The organism is Brevibacterium samyangense (assembly GCF_039529845.1).
GTDB lineage: Bacteria > Actinomycetota > Actinomycetes > Actinomycetales > Brevibacteriaceae > Brevibacterium > Brevibacterium samyangense.
In genome coordinates this window covers 217,311-236,653 of record NZ_BAAANO010000008.1, presented here as the reverse complement: position 1 = coordinate 236,653, position 19,343 = coordinate 217,311, and the positions used below count along the sequence as shown (strand labels likewise).

The following is a 19,343-nucleotide window of genomic DNA, read 5'->3' as shown; positions in this document are numbered from 1 at the left end:
CCCGCCGGCGTCTGCGAGGCCGCGGGCGCCTCGGCGGCGTCCTCGGTCTTCTTCCGGGAACGGCGGGAGCGCGAACGACGGGACCTGCCCTCGGACTCCGGGGCCTCGGGGGCGGGAGCGCCGTCCCCGCGGTCGTCACCGTTCTGCACGGCGACGTCGGCGGCGGTCGCCGACTCCTCGTCCTCGTGCGCCTTCTTCGCCGCGGAGGCGACGGCCGCGAGCGCCGCGCGAGCCTCCTCGGCCTTCTTCGCCTCCTCGGCCTCCTTCACCGGATCGACCGCGGGTTCCTCGGCGGGAGCGGGGGTCTCCGAACGGTTCTTGTCCCGCTTGTTCTTGCGGCGGGACTTGAGCTGGACCTTCTCCGGCTCGGGTTCGGTTCCCGGCAGGAGGAGTCCACGGCCCGAGAGATCCTCGCCCGCCTGGACGAGGGACTCCGCCAGACCGGTGCCGATCCGCTTGCGCGTCATCTGCACGAGGCCGAGCGAGGTGACCTCGGCGACCTGGTGCTTGGTCCGGTCCCGCCCGAGGCACTCGACGAGGCGACGGACCACGAGGTCACGGTTCGACTCGAGGACCATGTCGATGAAGTCGATGACGATGATGCCGCCGATGTCGCGCAGACGCAGCTGCCGGATGACCTCCTCGGCTGCCTCGAGGTTGTTCTTCGTCACGGTCTCCTCGAGGTTCCCACCCGAACCGGTGAACTTTCCGGTGTTGACGTCGATGACCGTCATCGCCTCGGTCCGGTCGATGACGAGGGAACCGCCCGAGGGCAGGTTCACCTTGCGATCGAGCGCCTTCTCGATCTGCTCGGAGACCCGGAAGTGCTCGAAGATGTCCTCGTCGCCCTCGTACCGGGACACCCGGTCGAGGAGGTCGGGGGCGACCGACTCGACGTACTCGTGGATCGTCTCCCACACCTTGTCACCGTCGATGACGAGCGCGGAGAAGTCCTCGTTGAAGACGTCCCGGATGATCCGGACCGTCATGTCCGGCTCGCTGTAGAGCAGCTGCGGGGCGAGGGTCTTCGGCGCCTCCGCCTTCTTCGTGATCGACTCCCAGCGCTTCGAGAGCAGATCGACGTCACGCCCGAGTTCGGTCTCGGAGACACCCTCGGCTGCGGTCCGGACGATGACACCGGCATCCGCGGGAACGAGTTCCTTGAGGACGCGCTTGAGGCGGGCACGCTCGACGTCGGGCAGTTTGCGGGAGATTCCCGTCATCGAGTTGCCCGGCACGTACACGAGGAATCGGCCCGGGAGGGAGATCTGGCTCGTGAGGCGGGCGCCCTTGTGGCCGATCGGGTCCTTCGTCACCTGGACGAGGACCGAGTCGCCGGGTTTGAGGGCGAGTTCGATGCGGCGCGGCTTTCCCTCCATCCCGAGGGCGTCCCAATTCACCTCGCCGGCGTAGAGGACCGCGTTGCGCCCCTTGCCGATGTCGATGAATGCGGCCTCCATGCTCGGCAGGACGTTCTGCACCTTGCCGAGGTACACGTTGCCGATGAGCGAGGCGTGCGCCTTCGCCTCCGAGAGGTAGTGCTCCACGAGGATCCCGTCCTCGAGCACCCCGAGCTGCGTCCGGCCGTCGAGCTCGCGGACGATCATCTTCCGTTCGACCGACTCGCGGCGGGCGAGGAACTCGGCCTCGGTGATGATCGTGCGGCGCCGACCGGCCTCCCGACCCTCACGGCGACGCTGACGCTTCGCCTCGAGGCGGGTCGAACCCTTGACCCCGGTCACCTCGTCCGCGGAGGTCGGACGCTCGCTCCGGTCGCTGCGATCGGCGCGGTCACCGGACCGCGAACGGCTCCTGGTGCGACGGCGGCGTCGGCTCGAGCCCTCGTTGTCGTCCTCGCGATCCCCGTCGTCGTCGCGCTCGTCGTCGTTCGAGGTGTCGTTCTGTGCCCCGTCATCGGTCCTCGCGGACTGCTCGGTCTTCGAGGAGCGCTTCGAGCCGGTGTCGGACTTCCCGTCCTCACGCGCGCCTTCGTCCTTCGCGGAGTCGTCGTTCGACTCCTGCTGGTCGCGTGATTTCGAGCGGCGACCACGGCCTCCGCGGCGGCGGCGACGCGGCTGGTCGTCCTGCTCGTCACGGTCGTCGGTGTCTTCGTCCCCGCGTGCGGTGCGGTCCTCGTCGTCCTCACCGTCGCCGGCTCGGCGCGTGTCCCGGTCGTCGTTCCGACCGGTGCTCCGGTCGGCCGGCGCGGCGTCGCGGTCCTCCGAGTCCTCGTCCTCGTCGTCCCAGTCGGGGTCGACCGGGGTCGCGAGTTCCGGCTGCGGGGCCTGGAACAGCAGACCACCCCCGGCAGGTACGGGCGCGGGGGTGAAGGCAGGGGCCTCGGTCGGAGCGGAGAACGCGGTGCCGAACGAGAAGGGGTTGGCCACGGAGAACGTGGGGGCGGCGGGCGCCGGTGCGACCTCGTCCGTGTGCGAGAACACCGCACCGGCGCCTCGTGCGGATGCGGCGGGTGCCGCCTCCCCGGCTGCGGAGTCCTCGTCGTCCGAGCCGTCGGACGGGTCGGCGTGCTCGTCGTCATCGGCCTCGTCGACGGTGTCGTCGGCGCGATCGAGGTCGTCCTCGTGGTCCTCCGGGTGCCGGAGGGATTCGGCGGCCTCCGCGATGGAATCGAGAGTCGAGAGGACGTCGGGGGTCACTTCGTGCTCGGAGGCGGGTGCCTCGGCCGGGGTGTCCTTCGTCCGGGTGGCCCGGAGGCTCTCCAGGTCGGCGAGGATGCCGGCGGTGGGATCCTGTGCGGAGCCCTGGGGGTCTTGAGGGGTGGACATGTGGGTAGCTCCTAGCGCCGTACTCCACGGGGGTCACACCACTACCCCCGGAGCACGGTCCCGGTGTGGCCCGTCCTACGGGGGCGGGCGGAAAAAGCCTGTGGTTGCACGGTGCGGCTCGCGCGATGCGCGCGGTGGCTCGTACTGTGCCGCTTCGTCTTCGTACTACCTGCAGGGCCGAACTCGTCCCGGCGAGGTGGAAGCGGGAGATCGGACGGTGTGGGCCGATCACCACCGTCATTATGTCACAGCGCCTCGACCGCACCCGGGAGGTCCTGTTTGCGAACTCCCTGCGGATCCTGCACGGAACCCGTCACCCGGTCGCCCCCGGGGCCCGAAGTGAGGCATCCTTTTGGGGTGGCTTCCACCGACGAACGCATGAACACCCGCACGCCCACGCCGGACCCGGCGACCGGTGAACGCTCCGGCGCGGACTCCCCCGGTGTCTCCGGTCCGGGTGGTGAGGCAGCGCCGCGGGCCCCGTGGTTCCTGCGGGACCGCGGCATCGGCGCATTCCTCGTCGTCACCGCCGTCATCGGGTTCGTGGCGGCGTTCGACCTCTCGATCGAGAAGGTGAAGAAGCTCGAGAACCCCGAACACGTGCTCTCGTGCGACTTCAACCCGTTCTTCAGTTGCGGCGGGGTCATGAACTTCCCGCAGTCGCAGATCTTCGGGTTCCCCAACCAGTTCATCGGCGTGGCGGCGTACGTCTTCCCGTTGTTGCTCGGCGTGTTGCTGCTCTCCCGCACCCGGATCCCCGGGTGGGTCATGGTCGGACTCAACGTGGGTCTCGCCGGCGGGGTCGCGCTCGTCATGTACCTGTTCGTGCAGTCGATCTTCGTCATCGGCATCGGGTGCCCGTGGTGCATGGTCGTGTGGACCGTGACGATCCCGATGTTCTGCCTCGTCACGGCGTACAACCTCATGACGGGGAACTTCGGCCGGGCGCTCGCGCAGACCGGGGCCGCCCAGGTGATCGGTCGCCTGTGGCCGCTCGTCGCCGTCGTCTGGCTCGTCGTGATCGGGGCGTCGGTCGTCCTCACCTTCGACACCTTCTTCCTCACGCTCCTGGGCTGAGGGCGTGGGGAGGCTGCCGGCCCTAGCAGGGTGATTTCCCTTCACTGTGGCCGGTTCCAGACTAATTGAGTTCAGCGTGTCTGGAACCAGCCATGGCGGCGGGAACTCAGCATGGCTGCACGCCTCAGACCACAACCCCCATGTCCCGCAGCGCCGCCCGAAGTCGGTGCGGTTGGCGCACGTGGGACCAGCCCACGCGCAGCGTCCGATACCCAGCCCGCACGAATGCATCATTGCGCGCTTTCTCCGCCTCGACCTTGTCGGGATCGACCGTCCCGTCCGTGCGTATGTACGTGCTTCTCCCATCGACCTCGAGGGCAAGGCCGTAATCGCGGAGGAAGAAGTCAGTGCGTCCGATGAACATTCCTGCCCGATCGAACAGTTCGACCTGTTGCTCGAAATCGATACCGAGGACATGCAGAACGTACGCTGCATGGCTCTCGAGCGGAGAACCGGCAAGTCCCGTCGCCCATGCGAGAGTCTGTCGGAAGCGCGCAGAGCCGGGTCCGCGAGGAAGTGCCTCGAACACGCTCAGGAGCTCGCCACGACGTTCCTCGATGACGTACGCAGTCTGTGTCCGCCGGGTCGGAACAGACAACACTGCATAGGGGTGGTGTCGGTCGTGCGCAAGGTACGCGTCCGCGACCATGAGCGCCTCCACGGGGTCACCCGACATCATGATGTCCGTAGCCGTCCGCGCGGCCGTGGTGATCCGGAAGCCCGGCCGTACGAAGTGCTCGCCATGGTGGAACACGAACTCCTCCACGTGATCAGCCGGGAGTGGTCGCTTGTGCCGTCGGAGCTGCAACGGAGGAGTCACGGGTGAACGCCGAGTGGGCCGGCCGATGCGATCGACGGGACCAACGAGTGGCGTCGACGACCCGTGGGAACTCGTGGTCGCCTCCGCCGACGGGGATGCTGCGGCCGCTGCCCGCCGTACGCGGAGCTGCTCGTTCTCCTTCAGGCTCTTCGCCTTCGACACGTGCGTGACCTCGACGCACTGGGGAGTCGAGGTGCGTGGAAAGCCGTGAAGAAGAGCCGCCGTACGGTGGCTCACCGCATCGCCGACCGCCCGAGAGCGCATGTGCGCCAGTACGCCGATCATGCGAGCCCTCAGAAGGTTGTTGTCGAACTGTGCGTCGACTCCGAGGCGCCGGCGGCGGTCGATGAGGTCCGGCCGGTCGATCCAGACCCGGACCCACGAGTGTGCGGGCACCGGGCACTCGGTGACCACCTCGTACACTCCGTACGCCGGTCGAATGAGACAACACGTGTTCGCCGAGGAGATCCGGTGCCCGTCAATGCCGGCGTTGCGCGCCTCGGCGGCGGTGAACATGTTCTGCATGGCCGGAACGGTGCCGCACGGTGTTGCAGCCAGGACAGCGTGCGTGCCCACCTGGGGAAAACGCGGAGGACTCCGGGCTCCTGCGGTCACAACTTCGCGGGACGCAGCACCAGCGAAGCACTCGCTGGATCGTCAACGGTCGCCATGATTGCCAGACAGGTTGGCGTTTTCCAGACTCAACGCGCGTTCTACGAAAGGAACTCGACAGTGTGTCTGGATCTCGCGGCCGGTCACTGTCCACAGCTCCCGGTACCGACGACGAACGCCCGTCCCCAGGCGTGGGAACGGGCGTTGTCGTGGACCGGGCGACGAGGTGGTGCAGTCGCCACCTGCGGCCCGACCGCGGGCGTCAGGCCTCCGGGAACCAGATGGCGATCTCACGCTCGGCGGACTCGGGCGAGTCGGAACCGTGCACGAGGTTCTGCTGCACCGCGGTGCCCCAGTCGCGTCCGAAGTCACCGCGGATGGTGCCGGGGGCCGCGGTCGTCGGGTCGGTGGTGCCGGCGAGCGAACGCCATCCCTTGATGACGCCCTCGCCCGAGGCGACGATCGCCACGAGCGGGCCCGAGGACATGAGGTCGACGAGCGGCTGGTAGAAGGGCTTGCCCTCGTGCTCGGCGTAGTGCGCGGCGAGGGTCTCCTGCGAGGCGGTCCGCAGGTCGAGCGCCTCGATCACGTACCCCTTCGTCTCGATCCGATCGATGATCTTCCCGATGAGACCCCGGGCCACACCGTCGGGCTTCACGAGGATGAGCGTGCGTTCGGTCACCGTAACTCCTTATGTCTACAACCGTTCCCCGCGATCCTATCGGTCCTGCCCCGCGCCGGGCCCCACGCCCCCGCCGAGGCGCCCCGCTGTTCCGGCGAACGGCACCTGCCCGGACCCCGGCAGCAGTGTGCCCCGGGAAGCACGGTTCATCCGTGCGTCCCGGGTCAGAGTGCTGGATCCGCGTGCTGTGCGCGGGAGTGCCGCTCGGGTCACTTCCCCCAGGCGGTGAGTTCGCGGTCCATCCGGCGGCCCCAGTACACCGCGGCGTACCAGAGCACGCCGAAGAGAAGGCCGACGAAGAAGAGCGCAGGCATGACGAACCCTCCGGCAGTGATGAGCACCTGGATGATCCATCCGAGCGCGACGCCGGGCCGATTCTCCCCGCGGTAGCGCGGCAGCAGGAGGATCGCGACGACGATGAGCACCGCGAGGAGTCCCGCACCGGTGAGCAACCATCCGAGCGGTACCGGCCCCAGCCCGTAACCGGTGAGAGCCGCGAAGTACACGACGAGGAGCTCGCACACGAGGATCGTCGAGCACATCATCCGGAGCTTCGTCCTCGGCCGATCCTGCCGCGGGGCGCCTCCGTTCACGGAACCGGCACCACCATTCACAGAACCGCCACCCCCGTTCACAGCGCCGCTGCCGTCGTTCGTCTCCGGCGCCATCAGATCCCCGTCCTTCCCAGGAGGGTCCGTGCCTCGGCGACCGTGGTGAGCGACCCGGTGACGACGATGCCGATGCCCGGCTCCCCGTCCTCGAGCGCCAGGTCGATCGCCTTCATGAGCGCGGCGTTCATGTCGCGTTCGCGGAGGACGTCGTCGCGGTCCCACCACTCGGAGGCGGCGTCGGCGAGTTCGTCGACCGGGAGCGCCCGGTCCGAGAGCGTCTCGGTGACGACGACCCGGTCGGCGAACTTCCGCACGTGTTCGAGCAGACCGTGCGGATCCTTGTCCGCGAACACCGCGACGACCGCGATGACCTCCCGGAAGTCGAACGCCTCGGCGAGCGTGTTCGCGAGGACGGCGGCACCGGCGGGGTTGTGCGCCCCGTCGACGAGCACGGTCGGTTCGCTCCGGAGGATCTCCGCGCGTCCGGGCGAGGACATCGACGAGAACGCCGAACCGATGAGCTCCGCGTCGAGCGGACGGGCCGCCTCCCCCTCCGCCGCAGCCGGATCGCCCACGGACCCGAGGCGGTCCGGATCGGTGAGGAACGCCTCGGCGATCACGAGGGCCTGGGCGGCATTCTGCGCCTGGTGCTCCCCGTGGAGGGGCAGGAACAGGTCGCGGTACTCCCCCAGCAGGCCACGGACGGTGACGAGCTGACCGTCGACGGCCCGGGCACGCTCGACGACGTCGAACTCCCGGCCGGCCCACAGACCGCGGACTCCGCGGCGGCCGAACTGCGCCTCGAGTTCCTCGGCAGCGGCCTCCTCCTGGTGTCCGACGACGGCGACCGGGTGCGGCGCCGGGGTCGGTTCGATGTTCCGGTCGAGGATGCCGGCCTTCGTCGCAGCGATCTTCTCGAGGGTGTCCCCGAGGAACGCCTGGTGGTCGAGTCCGATCGGGGTGAAGCCGCACACCTGGGCATCGGCGACGTTCGTCGAGTCCCACTCGCCGCCCATCCCGACCTCGAGCACGACGACGTCGACGGGCGCGTCCGCGAAGATCGCGAACCCGAGGACGGTGAGCGTCTCGAAGAAGGTGAGCTTCCCGCGACCGGCGGACTCGAGCTCGGCGTCGACCATCTGCAGGATCGGCTCGATCTCGTCGTACACCCGCACGAACACGGACTCGGAGACCTCCTCCCCGTCGACGGCGACACGTTCGGTCACGCGGTGCAGATGGGGGCTCGTGAACCGACCGACCCGCAGACCGTGCTCACGCAGGAGCGCATCGACCATCCGAGCGGTCGAGGTCTTGCCGTTCGTCCCGGTCAGGGTGATGACGGGCGCGGACCGGTGCACGTCCCCGAGGAGCTCGCAGGCCCGCGCGGTCGCGTCGAGCCGCTTCTCGATGAGCGTCTCCCCCGCCCGGGCGAGGAGCGCGGAGTACACCCGGGCGAGCTCGGCGGTACCGCGGGGTTCCGCGGGCAGCGGCCGAGGCGCCTCGTCCTCGTCGACGTCCGCCACCAGATCGGCGTCCGGGTCGTCCGGCACGAGCGGAGCGAGCGCGTTCCACTCGTCGGTGCCCGGCAGAGCGCCGGCGGCACCCGCGGCACCGTCCGCACCATCGGGCCCCTCCGGCCCGGGCACGTCGTCCGGACCCGCGGCAGGGTTCGGGGTGTCGGTCATGCCCGCACCACCTTCACGGACGTGTCGGCGCCGACCTCGGTCGCCGCGAAGACCGCGTCCCCGGCGAGCGTCTCGGTCGTGACCTCGAGCGCCGTCGCGAGGGTCTCCCCGGCGACGAGATCCCGGTGCGCCTCGACGGCCGCCCGGACCGCCTCGGGACCGGAGACGGTCACGAGAATGCGATCGGAGACGTCGAGGTCGAGCTGCTTCCGGGCGTTCTGCACCGCACGGACGGTGTCGCGGGCCAGGCCCTCTGCCTCGAGCTCGGGGGTGACGGTGACGTCGAGGGCGACGAATCCGCCGTCCATCGCCGCGAGCGCGGCACCGGAGTCACCGGCCTCCGCGACGTCCTCGAGCGTGTACTCGCCCTCCTCGAGAGCGATCCCACCCGAGGTGACGACTCCGTTCTCGACGGACCAGTCACCCGTCTTCGATCCCTTGATCGCGAACTGCACGTCCTTGCCGAGGCGGGGGCCGGCGGCACGGGCGTTCACCGTGAGCTTCTGTTCGAGGACGAATCCGGCCTCCTTCGCGCGGGCGATCGGCAGGACGGAGACCTCGCGGACGTTGAGCTCGTCGGCGATGATCCCGGTGAAGTCCTCACCGAGTTCGGTGTCCGTGGCGACGGTGAGACCCGCGAGCGGCAGACGCACGCGGAGCTTGTTCGCCTTGCGGAGGCTCGATCCGGTCGAGCAGACCTCGCGGGTCCGGTCCATCGCGGCGACGAGGGCGTCGTCGGCCGGGAAGAGATCCGCGTTCGGGTAGTCACTCAGATGGACGGACCGCCCACCGGTGAGGCCACGGAAGATCTCCTCGGTCGTGAAGGGCAGGAGCGGTGCGGCGACCCGCAGGAACGCCTCGAGGCACGTGAAGTACACGTCGAAGGTCTCGTGGGTGTCCGCAGTGCCCTCCCAGAACCGGCGGCGCGAGCGGCGCACGTACCAGTTCGTGAACATGTCGAGGTGCTCACGGACGAGCTCGCATGCACCCCAGATGTCGTAGTCGTCCATCTTCGCGCGGAACCCGACGATGAGGTCGTGCGTCTTCGCGAGGAGGTAGCGGTCGAGGACCTGGGTGGACTCGTACCGCGACTTCGCCTCGTACCCGGCGCCGCCGGCTCCACCGGCCGCGTCCGCGTTGTTCGCATAGGTCGCGAAGAAGTGCCACGCGTTCCACAGCGGGAGGATGACCTGGCGGACGCCGTCACGGATGCCCTGTTCGGTGACGACGAGATTGCCGCCGCGCAGGATCGGGCTCGACATGAGGAACCACCGCATGGCGTCGGAACCGTCGCGGTCGAAGACCTCGTTCACGTCCGGGTAGTTGCGCAGGCTCTTCGACATCTTCTGGCCGTCGGAGCCGAGCACGATGCCGTGCGAGATGACGTTCGTGAACGCCGGCTTGTCGAAGATCGCGGTCGCGAGGACGTGGAGGAGGTAGAACCAGCCACGCGTCTGACCGATGTATTCGACGATGAAGTCCGCCGGGAAGTGGTCGGTGAACCACTCCTCGTTCTCGAACGGGAAGTGCACCTGGGCGTAGGACATCGAACCGGAGTCGAACCACACGTCGAAGATCTCCGGCACGCGGCGCATCATCGACTTCCCCGTGGGGTCGTCGGGATTCGGGCGCACGAGGTCGTCGATCCACGGGCGGTGGAGGTCCGGCTCGCCTTCGGCGTTGAGCGGCAACCGCCCGAAGTCCCGTTCGATCTCCTCGAGGGAGCCGTAGACGTCGGTGCGCGGGTACGTCGGGTCGTCGGACTCCCACACCGGCAGCGGCGATCCCCAGAACCGGTTGCGGGAGACCGACCAGTCGCGCGCGTTCTCGAGCCACTTGCCGAACTGCCCGTGCTTGACGTTCGCGGGCACCCAGTTGATCTGCTCGTTGAGTTCGACCATGCGGTCGCGGAACGCCGTGACGCGCACGAACCAGCTGTCGACGGCGCGGTAGATGAGGGGGTTCCGGCAGCGCCAGCAGTGCGGGTACGAGTGCTCGTAGGATTCGTGACGCACGAGCAGTGCGCTGCGTCCCTCGACCGGCCCGGTGTGGTTCCGCAGGTCCTTGATGATCTGCTTGTTCGCGTCGAAGACGTTCAGCCCCCGGTAATCGGGCACGAGCGCGTCGAAGCGACCGGCGTCGTCGACGGGGCGGACGGCGAGGATGCCGTAGGTGTCGGTGAGGGCCTTGTCCTCCTCACCGAAGGCCGGGGACTGGTGGACGATACCGGTACCGTCCTCGGTCGTGACGAAGTCGGCCGCGAGGATCGTGTGCATGCGCTCGCCGTACTCGGCCTGCTTGCCCTCGAAGAACCCGAACGGCGGTTCGTAGGACTTCCCGAGGAGCTCGGTGCCGGTGAACTCGCGGAGGATCTCCGGGTTCTCGCCGAGCTCGCGGGCATAGGCGCCGAGGCGGGCCTTGGCGAGGATGAACGTCTTCCCCGCGAGTTCACCCTCCACCGAGGCCTCCGGCCGGACCGCGACGTAGTCGACGTCGGGGTGGACGGCGACGGCCTGGTTGGAAGGGGTCGTCCACGGGGTCGTCGTCCAGATGAGGACCCACTCGTCGGAGTCCGTGAGCTTGTACCCGAGGGTGACGGCCGGATCCTGACGCATCTTGTACACGTCGTCGTCCATGCGCAGCTCGTGGTTGGACAGCGGGGTCTGGTCCTTCCAGCAGTACGGGAGGACGCGGTAGCCCTTGTAGACGAGGTCCTTGTCCCACAGCTGCTTGAAGGCCCACATCACGCTCTCCATGAACGTGACGTTGAGGGTCTTGTAGTCGTTGTCGAAGTCGACCCAGCGACCCTGCCGGGTCACGTAGTTCCGCCACTCCCCGGTGTACTTGAGCACCGAGGCGCGGCATGCGTCGTTGAACGCGGCGATACCCATCTCACCGATCTGCGACTTGTCGGTGATGCCGAGCTGCCGTTCCGCCTCGAGTTCGGCGGGCAGCCCGTGGGTGTCCCACCCGAAACGGCGTTCGACCTTGTCACCGAGCATCGTGCGGTAACGCGGCACGACGTCCTTGACGTAGCCGGTGAGGAGGTGGCCGTAGTGCGGCAGGCCGTTCGCGAAGGGCGGGCCGTCGTAGAAGACGAACTCGTTCTCGCCGTGATCGCCTGCGTCCCGCTGGTCGACGGAGGCCTGGAAGGTGCCGTCCTTCTCCCAGAAGTCGAGCACGTCCTTCTCCATGGCGGGGAAGTCGGGCGAGGCCGTGAGGCCGAAGGCGGAGGTCGTCCGCTTGGGGTAGATCTGTTCGGTCATGAGCGTCCCTTTTGAGTGTTCCGGGTCTGATCCGTGCGAGGACGACATGACTGCCGCGGTACCACCCCGCTTATCCACGGCCCGTCCGTGACGCCCCGGTGCCCCGGTGGCGCACGTCCGCGCGCGGATCGCTCATTCGAAAGGGCTGTGTCGGGCCCGCCCGTCCGGTTCTACTGGGCAGCCGCCGGCGCATTGCCGTGGACTGCCGTTCTTCCGGATGCTCCCCGGTGATGGCCGGATCGACGCGGGTCCGATTCTATACCGTCACCGCGCCGGTCCGGACACCCACCGCCGCGCTCAGAGTCCCTGGTTCCGCGCCACCTTGTGCTGCGCGGCCTGGGCGAGCGGGCGGATGACCATGAGGTCGACGTTGAAGTGGTGCGGGCGGGTGAGCGTCCACGTGATCGCGTCGGCGCAGTCCTCGGCGGTGAGCGGGTGCTCGACGCCCTCGTAGACCTTGTCGGCGGCGTCCTGGGAGCCGAGGCGCTTGCGGGAGAACTCCTCGGTCCGCACCATGCCCGGGGCGATCTCGATGACGCGTACCGGCTTGCCGGCGAGTTCGAGGCGCAGGGTCGCCGCGATCGTGTGCGAACCGTGCTTGGCCGCGACGTACCCGCCACCGCCCTCGTAGGCGATGTGGCCGGCGGTCGAGGAGAGGACGACGATGTCCCCGCGTCCGGACTCCTCGAGGGCGGGCAGCAGTGCGGTGACGCAGCGGAGCACGCCGAGGACGTTCACCTCGTACATCGCCCGCCAGTCGTCGACCTTCGCCTCGGCGATGGTGTCGGTCCCGATCGCTCCGCCGGCGTTCGCGACGAGCGCGTGGACGGGTCCGCCTGAGAGCACCTCGGCGGCCATCGCGGCGACGGACTCGTCATCGGTGACGTCGGTGACGACGTACGAGGCGCCGGTCTCCTCCGCGAGAGCCCTGAGCTTCTCCGCGCGGCGGGCGACGGCGACGACGTCCCAGCCGGCCTCCCGCAGCTGCCGCACGGTGGCTGCGCCGATTCCTGAACTCGCTCCGGTGACGACGGCACGAAGGGTGGTCATGGGTGCTCCTTCTTCGAGGGGTGGGGATCCGGTTCACACTCTAGAGCCGGGACGGCCGGAATGCGCTCAGTTCTCGTGCCGGGCCTTCTGGAGGACGATCTGCGGAGGGTTCCCGGATCCGAAGACATCGCGCAGGAGCGGGATCCGCAGGCACACCCAGGTGGCGAGCGCACAGACGACGGTGTAGACGATCGGCATGACGATCCCGTGGAGGGCGACATCGCCGAGGGAGGACGGGACACCGATGAGGTTCCGCATGGGGAAGAGCAGGAGGGGGTGGAGGAGGAACACGCCGAAGGAGTACGGGTAGAGCAGGTGCAGGGCCCGCCACCTCGGCAGGCGTGGTGCCCCGGGCGCAGCACCTTTCGTCCCCGCACCTTCCCGCATGTACCAGTGGAGGAGGAGGTACGCGGAGAGCGACATCCCGACGACGCCCGGTGAGAGGTACTCGTAGGAGAACTTCCACGGTTTCTCACCGATCCCGAGTCCCGCCCATCCGAAGGTGACGAGCCAGCTGCCGAGGAACACGACCCATGTCCAGGCCAGCTGCCGACGCGTGAGGATCCAGTCGCGCAGTACCCACCCGAGGACGTAGAAGGCCATGAGCGGGAAGAAGCGGGTCGCGGCGTTGAGTTCTCCGACCCCGAACACGCGGCTGAGCAGGAGGTCGACCATGCCGATCCCGAGGAGGATGAGCGCGGTGCCCCACTGGAGGCGCCGGGAGCCGTGGATGGCGAGGAGGCGCATCCACGGCGTGAGGAGTGCCAGCCCGCCGATGACGTAGAGGAAGTACAGCTGGACGAAGGGCGATCCGGAGGCGATCGCGAGGATCGGGTTCCAGTCGCTCTTCCGACCGTGCATGTAGTAGAGCCGGAACAGCACGTACACGACGGTCCAGAACACGAGCGGGATCCCGATGCGCCACACGCGTTTGGCCCAGAACTCCCCGGGCGTGACGCCGCGCCGCGGGTCGAGGGCGAGCGCGCCGGAGATCATGAGGAAGACCGGCACGCACCAACGGCTGGCCGAGTCGATGAAGTTCGCGAGCCACCACGCGCTCGTGCCGAAATCGGTGAACCGGGTCTCGACGGTGTCGGCGATCGCGTGGATCGCGACGACGACGATGATCGCGAGGGAACGGGCCGGATTCATCCACCGGGTGGACGTCGGCGGCGGGTTCTCGTCACCGATTCGATCGCTCAGTGCCATGCCCTCATGGTGACATGGCGCGCCCGTTCCGTCCTCGGTGGACCGCTCCGGGGGACGGTGCGGCGTGCCTCACCATTCGGTGAGCACCTCGCCGGCCCGGTTCTCGGTGAGCGCTCCCCCGGCGACCGCGAACACTCCGTTCACGAGCACCTCGCTCACTCCCGAGGCGAGCTGCCAGGGGTCGAGGAACGTCGCGTTCTCCTTCACCGTGGCAGGGTCGAACACGACGACGTCGGCGACCGCACCGTCCCGGAGCGTGCCGCGCTCCCCGGTCCCGAGGCGCCCCGCCGGCAGGGAGGTCATCTTCCGGATCGCCTCCTCGAGGGACAGCACTCCGCGTTCGCGGACGTAGGTGTCGAGGACACGGACGAAGGTGCCGAACGCCCGCGGGTGCGGGGTTCCCTTCCGGGTCATCGACAGCACCGCTCCGTCGCTCGCGACGGACACGAGCGGGTGTCGGAGGACGGAGGCGACCTCCTCCTCGTCCATGCCGTGGTTGATGATCGCGACCGAGGCGCTGTGGGCGTGGAGGAGGCGGGCGGCGGCCTCGGCCGGGGAGCACTCCTCGGCCTCCGCGATCTCGGCGATGGAACGGCCGACGGCCCATGTGTGGTCGGGCGTGCCGGTCCCGCCGGACCCGTTCGGCCCGGGTGCGGACGGGCCCGTCGTCCGCGCGCCCACGGAGGCGATGACGACGGACTCCGGTCCGATCCCCCGGGCGAATCCGGCGGCGACCTCCGCGGTGATCGCGTCCCGCGCCTCGGGGTCGGACAGGCGTGCGAGGAGGGCGGGGAACCCACCGTCGAGTGCCCACCCCGGCATCCGGGAGGTGAGCGTCGTGCTCGAGGCGGTGTACGGGTAGACGTCCGCCATGACGTCGACGCCCCGCGTGCGGGCGGCCTCGATCCGCGCGAATGCCTGCGCCGTGAGCCCGTGGTGGGCCGGGCCCATCGCCTTGAGGTGGGAGATCTCGAGGCGGGCACCGGCGTTCTCGGCGGTGCGGATCGCCTCGTCGACGGCATCGAGGAGGCCGCCGGACTCGTTGCGCATGTGCGTGGAGTAGAGCATGTCGCACTCGGCGGCGGTCGCCACGAGCGCGGTGATCTCGTCCTCCTGCGCATAGGAGGCCGGCGCGTAGATGAGTCCGGTGGAGAACCCGCGGACGCCTACGGCCGCGGCCTTCCGGATCTCGTCCTGCATCGCGGCGAGTTCGGCGGCACTCGGCGCGCGTTCGGCCGGCCCCATGACGAAGGTACGGAGGTTCGAGAGCCCGAGTTGGAGGACGAGGTTGAGTCCGGGCCGCACCGCGCGGGTCGCCTCGATGTAACCGGTTGCATCGGACCACTCACCGTGGAGGACGGCGTTGAGATGACCCTTGTGCGCTGCGGTGTCCGCGACGCTGTGCGTGGGGAACGGCGAGGACCCGCAGTTGCCGAGGACCGCGGTCGTCACACCCTGGAGCAGCTGGGTCTCACCGGTCGGTGAACCGTGGACGGTGAAGTCCCCGTGGGAGTGGAGGTCGATGAAGCCGGGGCAGACGACCTTGCCGCTCGCGTCGAGGACGGTGCGCGCAGCCGGTGTGGTGCCGGAATCCGCGTCGGTGCCGGGAGTGCGGGGCGCCTCGGGCGTGGGCCGGACGAACACGATCCGGCCGTCGGTGATGCCGATGTCGCCGCGGAAGCGCGGCGCACCGCTGCCGTCGACGATCGTGCCGGAGTGGATGAGGGTGTCGAGCACGGAGAACCTCCTGGGGTCGGGGCCGCGCCGGGGACGAGGGATCGGGGAGGGGCTGTCGGGAACGGAGCGAGGACGCGGCTCGTGTCCTGCACCACTCTCCTACGGTTTCCTTTCGCGGAGGTGACCGACCCCCGTACGGGAACGGTGACCGGCACTCGTGGCGGAATGGGGCGGGGTTTGGTCGGTTCTGCCCGGAGTGGGAAAATGCCTCCATGACACAACCCATCTCGCGCACACATGACTCGGTGCACCTTCCCGACAAACCGGCCCTCGAGGGCCTCAAGGACAAATGGGACGCGAAATGGGGTGAGAGCCGGGTCTACGCGTTCGACCGCGAGACCGACCGGGAGTCCGTCTACTCGATCGACACTCCCCCTCCGACGGCATCCGGCTCCCTGCACGTCGGCCACGTGTTCTCCTACACCCAGACCGACATCATCGCCCGCTATCAGCGGATGCTCGGCAAGAACGTCTTCTACCCGCTCGGGTGGGACGACAACGGCCTGCCGACCGAGCGCCGGGTGCAGAACTACTACGGCGTGCGCTGTGAGCCGCACCTGCCGTACGACCCGGACTTCACTCCCCCGGCGAAGGCGCCGAAGAATCCGCGCGATTTCGTCCCGGTGTCCCGCCGGAACTTCATCGAGCTGTGCGAGGAACTCGCGACCGAGGACGAGAAGGTCTTCGAGGACCTCTTCCGCATGGTCGGCCTCTCCGTCGACTGGACGTACACGTACCGGACGATCGACGACACCTCCCGCGCGGTGAGCCAGCGCGCCTTCATCGAGGACCTCGAGAACGGTGCGGCGTACTCGCAGGACGCCCCGACGATGTGGGACGTCACCTTCGGGACCGCCGTCGCCCAGGCCGAGCTCGAGGACCGGGAGAAGGACGGCGCGTACCACCGCGTGAACTTCTTCCCCGCAGCCGCCGACGGCACCGCCGACACCACGGCGGAGCCCATCGTCATCCTCACCTCGCGCCCCGAGCTCATCCCCGCGGTCGTCGCCCTCGTCGCCCACCCCGACGACGAGCGTTACCAGCCGTACTTCGGCACCACGGTCGTCTCCCCGCTCTTCGGCGTCTCCGTGGAGATCCGCGCGCACCAGCTCGCGAAGTCCGACAAGGGCACCGGTATCGCGATGGTGTGTACCTTCGGTGACCTCACCGACGTCACGTGGTGGCGCGAACTCGATCTGCCCACGCGCGCGGTCATCACCCGCGACGGTCGCCTCCAGAAGGAGACCCCGCAGTGGATCCTCGACTCCCCCAAGGCAGACGCCGAGGAGCTCTACCAGCAGCTCGCGGGCAAGACGACGTTCACCGCCCGCAAGGAGATCGCCGAGATGCTCGCGGCCTCCGGTGACCTCGTGGGCGAGATCGAACCGATCACCCACCCCGTCCCGTTCTACGAGAAGGGCGACAAGCCGCTCGAGGTCGTCACCTCCCGCCAGTGGTACATTCGCAACGGCGGACGCAGTGCCGAACTCCGCGAGAAACTCATCGAGCGCGGCAGGGAACTCACCTGGTACCCCGGTTTCATGCGCTCGCGCTACGAGAACTGGGTCGAGGGCCTCAACGGCGACTGGCTCGTCTCCCGTCAGCGCTACTTCGGTGTGCCGATCCCGCTGTGGTACCCGCTCGATGCCGAGGGCAACCCGGACTACGACAACCCGATCGTCCCGTCCTCGGAGTCCCTGCCGGTGGACCCGCAGGCCGATGCGCCCACCGGGTTCACGAACGAGCAGCGCGACGTGCCCGGTGGCTTCACCGGTGACCCGGACGTCCTCGACACCTGGGCGACGTCCTCGCTCACCCCGCAGATCGTCGGCGGTTGGTCCCGCGACGAGGAACTGTTCGACCGGGTCTTCCCGTTCGACCTCCGCCCGCAGGGTCACGACATCATCCGCACGTGGCTGTTCTCCACCGTCGTGCGGGCGAACGCACTCAATGACTCGGTGCCGTGGACGAACACCGCGCTGTCCGGGTGGATCCTCGACCCGGACCGCAAGAAGATGTCGAAGTCGAAGGGCAACGTCGTCGTCCCGACGGACATCCTCGCCGAGAACAAGCCCGGCTTCGGCCCCGACGCCGTCCGGTACTGGGCCGCCTCCGCACGTTTCGGTGCGGACACCGCGTACGACGTCTCGCAGATGCAGATCGGTCGTCGCCTCGCGATGAAGCTCCTCAACGCCTCGAAGTTCGCGCTCGCCCAGGGCGTGCACGGAGGTCTCGTCGGTCGCACCGACCTCGTCACCCACGAGATCGACAAGGCGCTCCTCGCTCAGCTCGCCTCGACGGTGGACGAGTGCGGTCGCTACATGGCCGACTACGACTACGCGCACACCCTCAGGACCGCCGAGTCGTTCTTCTGGGCGTTCACCGACGACTACGTCGAACTCGTCAAGGACCGGTCCTACGGTTCCATCGGCGAGGACGGCCAGTTGTCGGCCCACGCGACGCTCGCGACCGCCCTCGAGGTGCTCCTGCGTCTCTTCGCCCCGATCATGCCCTTCGTCACCGAGGAGGTGTGGTCGTGGTGGCAGGAGGGATCCGTGCACCGCGCACCCTGGCCCACCACCGAGGCGCTCACCCTGCCCGCGGACGTCGCGGCCTCTGAGTCGGTGCTCCCGACCGTGGCCACCGCGCTCGTCGAGATCCGGCGGGCGAAGACCGAGGCGAAGGTCTCGCAGAAGACACAGATCGCCGCGGCGACGCTCACCGCACCTGCCGAGGTCCTCGCCGCCGTCCGCGCCGCCGAGGGCGATCTCCTCGCCGCCGGCCGTGTGAACGCGTGGACGCTCGCCGAGGGTGCCGAACTCGCTCTCACCGACGTCGAGTTCGTGCCCGCGGAGAGCTGACCGGGAACCGGAGCCGGGTCGGACGCCCGTGCCGAGTTCGCAACGGAGCCTTCCACGGGCGCGCCGTGATCGGCATCTAGGCTGAAGGGGCCGGAGGGATCATCCCTCCGGCCCCTTCGTGCATCGCCCCCCGGTGCACGGCCGTTCCACCGTCCACCAGCGCACCACCGACCACAGGGGAATCCTCATGAGAAGTGAACTCTTCGCCCAGCGCCACGCCGAACAGCAGAACCAGGAGCGGTGGACGCTCCAGTCGAAGAAGATGCTCCGCACCCTCGTCACCCCGGACGCACCGATGATCGCGACGAAGGGCGCGATGGTGGCCTACCAGGGGAACGTGAACTTCTCCCACCAGGGCTCCCAGTCCGTCGGTCAGTTCCTCAAGAAGGCGGCCACCGGCGAGGGCGCGATGATGATGAAGGTCGAGGGGCACGGAGAGGTGTTCTTCGCCCGCGAGGCCTCCAACATCTTCATGATGCAGATGGAGGGCCCGAACGACGCGCTCTCGATCAACACCGCGAACCTCCTCGCCTTCGACGCGCACCTCGACTGGGACATCGCCCGCATCAAGGGCGGCGTCGGGGCGCTCGCGAGCGGCTCGGGTCTGTTCAATCTCCGCCTGTCCGGGCAGGGCACGGCCGCGATCTCCTGCAAGGGCGATCCGATGGTCCTCGACTGCTCCCAGCAGCCCACGTTCGTCGACCCGCAGGCGGCCGTGTGCTGGTCCGCGAACCTCTCCCCCGGCATCAAGACCGACGTCACCGTCGGCACGTTCTTCGGCCGTGGTTCCGGAGAGTCCTTCCAGCTCGCCTTCCACGGGCCCGGCTTCGTCGTCGTCCAGCCGGCGGAGAACCAGGTCTACTCCCCCAGTTCGAACTGAGCCGGCCGCTCCGGGTCGAGATCGTCCGGAGCCGCATACGCGCCGAGGCGCCACGCAGGACGACCTG

General features: G+C 68.8%; 12 protein-coding genes. 3 read left to right on the top strand and 9 right to left on the bottom strand.

From position 1 onward, the window contains the following. Window positions 1-2,786: Rne/Rng family ribonuclease (locus ABD172_RS05025; RefSeq protein WP_344307503.1), on the bottom strand; the 2,786-nt coding region annotated here is incomplete at its 3' end. A gap of 357 nt (window positions 2,787-3,143) precedes the next feature. Between ABD172_RS05025 and ABD172_RS05020 the strand changes: the two genes are divergently transcribed. Continuing rightward, window positions 3,144-3,863: a vitamin K epoxide reductase family protein gene (locus ABD172_RS05020; protein WP_344307502.1), complete on the top strand. Its 720-nt coding sequence runs from the start codon at window positions 3,144-3,146 to the stop codon at window positions 3,861-3,863. A 124-nt stretch (window positions 3,864-3,987) separates the two neighbouring features. Here the strand turns inward: ABD172_RS05020 and ABD172_RS05015 are convergent, their stop codons facing one another. The 8 genes from ABD172_RS05015 to ABD172_RS04980 form a co-directional block, all read right to left on the bottom strand. Beyond that, window positions 3,988-5,208, bottom strand: a complete 1,221-nt coding sequence (locus ABD172_RS05015; RefSeq protein WP_344307501.1) for a hypothetical protein — start codon at window positions 5,206-5,208, stop codon at window positions 3,988-3,990. Window positions 5,209-5,557: 349 nt separating this feature from the next. Then, window positions 5,558-5,977, bottom strand: a complete 420-nt coding sequence (gene ndk / locus ABD172_RS05010; protein ID WP_344307500.1) for a nucleoside-diphosphate kinase — start codon at window positions 5,975-5,977, stop codon at window positions 5,558-5,560. A 209-nt stretch (window positions 5,978-6,186) separates the two neighbouring features. Continuing rightward, window positions 6,187-6,645 carry a DUF4233 domain-containing protein gene (locus ABD172_RS05005; RefSeq protein WP_344307498.1) on the bottom strand — a complete coding sequence of 153 codons (459 nt, stop codon included), beginning with the start codon at window positions 6,643-6,645 and terminating at the stop codon, window positions 6,187-6,189. After that, window positions 6,645-8,273 carry a bifunctional folylpolyglutamate synthase/dihydrofolate synthase gene (locus ABD172_RS05000; RefSeq protein ID WP_344307496.1) on the bottom strand — a complete coding sequence of 543 codons (1,629 nt, stop codon included), beginning with the start codon at window positions 8,271-8,273 and terminating at the stop codon, window positions 6,645-6,647. The genes ABD172_RS05005 and ABD172_RS05000 overlap by 1 nt, the downstream gene beginning before the upstream one ends. Then, window positions 8,270-11,539 carry an isoleucine--tRNA ligase gene (gene ileS / locus ABD172_RS04995; RefSeq protein WP_344307493.1) on the bottom strand — a complete coding sequence of 1,090 codons (3,270 nt, stop codon included), beginning with the start codon at window positions 11,537-11,539 and terminating at the stop codon, window positions 8,270-8,272. Before ileS ends, ABD172_RS05000 begins: the two co-directional genes overlap by 4 nt. A gap of 297 nt (window positions 11,540-11,836) precedes the next feature. Continuing rightward, complete coding sequence (locus tag ABD172_RS04990; protein ID WP_344307491.1) at window positions 11,837-12,589, bottom strand: SDR family oxidoreductase; 753 nt, start codon at window positions 12,587-12,589, stop codon at window positions 11,837-11,839. A gap of 66 nt (window positions 12,590-12,655) precedes the next feature. Continuing rightward, a complete protein-coding gene (locus tag ABD172_RS04985) occupies window positions 12,656-13,798 on the bottom strand; it encodes an acyltransferase (RefSeq protein ID WP_344307489.1) in 1,143 nt (380 codons plus the stop codon). A gap of 69 nt (window positions 13,799-13,867) precedes the next feature. Further along, window positions 13,868-15,535: an N-acyl-D-amino-acid deacylase family protein gene (locus ABD172_RS04980; protein WP_344307487.1), complete on the bottom strand. Its 1,668-nt coding sequence runs from the start codon at window positions 15,533-15,535 to the stop codon at window positions 13,868-13,870. A gap of 212 nt (window positions 15,536-15,747) precedes the next feature. Here ABD172_RS04980 and valS point away from each other — a divergent pair, with 212 nt between their 5' ends. Together valS and ABD172_RS04970 are read left to right on the top strand one after the other, a co-directional pair. Beyond that, window positions 15,748-18,396: a valine--tRNA ligase gene (gene valS, locus ABD172_RS04975; RefSeq protein WP_344307485.1), complete on the top strand. Its 2,649-nt coding sequence runs from the start codon at window positions 15,748-15,750 to the stop codon at window positions 18,394-18,396. A gap of 187 nt (window positions 18,397-18,583) precedes the next feature. Next, window positions 18,584-19,276 carry an AIM24 family protein gene (locus ABD172_RS04970; RefSeq protein ID WP_344307483.1) on the top strand — a complete coding sequence of 231 codons (693 nt, stop codon included), beginning with the start codon at window positions 18,584-18,586 and terminating at the stop codon, window positions 19,274-19,276. The last annotated feature ends 67 nt before the right edge of the window (window positions 19,277-19,343 follow it).

Excerpts from the sequence above, each read along its gene's own strand:
- ABD172_RS04970 (WP_344307483.1), top strand. The coding sequence starts at position 18,584 with ATGAGAAGTGAACTCTTCGCCCAGCGCCACGCCGAACAGCAGAACCAG.
- ABD172_RS05000 (WP_344307496.1), bottom strand. The coding sequence starts at position 8,273 with ATGACCGACACCCCGAACCCTGCCGCGGGTCCGGACGACGTGCCCGGG.
- valS (WP_344307485.1), top strand. The coding sequence starts at position 15,748 with ATGACACAACCCATCTCGCGCACACATGACTCGGTGCACCTTCCCGAC.
- ABD172_RS04985 (WP_344307489.1), bottom strand. The coding sequence starts at position 13,798 with ATGGCACTGAGCGATCGAATCGGTGACGAGAACCCGCCGCCGACGTCC.
- ABD172_RS05005 (WP_344307498.1), bottom strand. The coding sequence starts at position 6,645 with ATGGCGCCGGAGACGAACGACGGCAGCGGCGCTGTGAACGGGGGTGGC.
- ileS (WP_344307493.1), bottom strand. The coding sequence starts at position 11,539 with ATGACCGAACAGATCTACCCCAAGCGGACGACCTCCGCCTTCGGCCTC.
- ABD172_RS05015 (WP_344307501.1), bottom strand. The coding sequence starts at position 5,208 with ATGCAGAACATGTTCACCGCCGCCGAGGCGCGCAACGCCGGCATTGAC.
- ABD172_RS04990 (WP_344307491.1), bottom strand. The coding sequence starts at position 12,589 with ATGACCACCCTTCGTGCCGTCGTCACCGGAGCGAGTTCAGGAATCGGC.